1 protein-coding gene is annotated in these 1,189 nt (G+C 63.1%); it reads right to left on the bottom strand.

All coding sequences use genetic code 11. The features are described from left to right. Positions 1-45: 45 nt before the first annotated feature. Positions 46-1,121 (bottom strand): IS3 family transposase gene (locus ACFWZ3_RS17275; protein ID WP_439708910.1). Its coding sequence is split into 2 segments (ribosomal slippage): positions 46-863 and positions 863-1,121, totalling 1,077 coding nucleotides; the frame shifts between segments, so codons are not numbered across the junction. Positions 1,122-1,189 lie beyond the last annotated feature (68 nt).

Genomic DNA, 1,189 nt, shown 5'->3' with positions numbered 1-1,189 from the left:
CGACGTCCCCCCGCTTTGAGTAGCGGGACGGTTTAGAGTCCGGGTTCACTGTAACTGCTTCGCATAGGCGGCAGGTGTCAGCCCGCCCAGCGCCTTCTTCGGTCGCTCCTCGTTGTACTCGCGTCGCCAGCGTTCGATCTCGGCGCGCGCATGCAGCAGGCTGGGAAACCAGTGCTCATTGAGACATTCGTCGCGCAACCGGCCGTTGAACGATTCGATGTACGCATTCTGGTTTGGCTTGCCCGGTTCGATCAGACGCAGCTGCACACCATGCTCGTGGGCCCAGGTCACCATCGCCTTGCCGCAGAACTCCTTGCCGTTGTCGCTGCGGATCACCTTGGGCAGGCCACGACTGAGCGCCAGGCGATCCATCACGCGCGTCACGCCCAGGCCGGAGATCGCCCGCTCGACCTCGATGACAACCGCCTCGTGGGTGGCGTCATCGACCATCGTCAGGCACTTGATGACGCGTCCCTCAGCGGTGCGATCAAACACGAAGTCCATAGACCAGACCTCGTTGGCTGCCTTCGGCCGAGCCAGCGGTTGCCGTTCGGCAACGGGCACCTTCTTCCGCTTGCGCCGCCGCACCTGCAGCTTCGCTTCCTGATACAGCCGTTCCACGCGCTTGTAGTTCACCAGCAGCCCCGCTTGCCGCAGCTTCAGATGGATCATCCCCACGCCATAGCGCTTGTACCGCTGCGCCAGGGCCAGGATCCGTTGCCGGAGGCCCCCGTTGCGATCCGGGCGTGTCGGATAGCGATACGCGCTGGCGCTCATGACGACGACCGCCAGCGCACGTCGCTCGCTCAATCCCTTCTCGACCATCTGCCGCACCAGCTCGCGCCGAGCCGGTGCGCTCACCACTTTTTTCGCAGGGCGTCCTTGATGACCTCGTTCTCAAGCACCTGCTCGGCCAGCAGCTTCTTCAGCCGACTGTTCTCCGTCTCCAGCTCTTTCAGCCGTTTGGCGTCGGGCACACTCATCCCGCCGAACTTGCTGCGCCACAGGTAGTACGAGGCCTCGCTGAAGCCGTGCTGCCGGCACAGCTCCTTCACCGGCAAGCCAGCCTCCGCCTCACGCAGGAAGCCGATGATCTGTTCTTCGGAAAAGCGTTTCTTCACGTCCAATCTCCTTCAGATGGGGGATTGGACTCCAAACCGAGGTGCTACTCAAAACTGGGGGGACGTCG

The organism is Frateuria sp. GZRR35, from assembly GCF_051900415.1.
Classification (GTDB): domain Bacteria; phylum Pseudomonadota; class Gammaproteobacteria; order Xanthomonadales; family Rhodanobacteraceae; genus Frateuria_A.
Note: the sequence above shows the minus strand (reverse complement) of the source record. Positions and strands in the feature narration are given on the sequence as shown.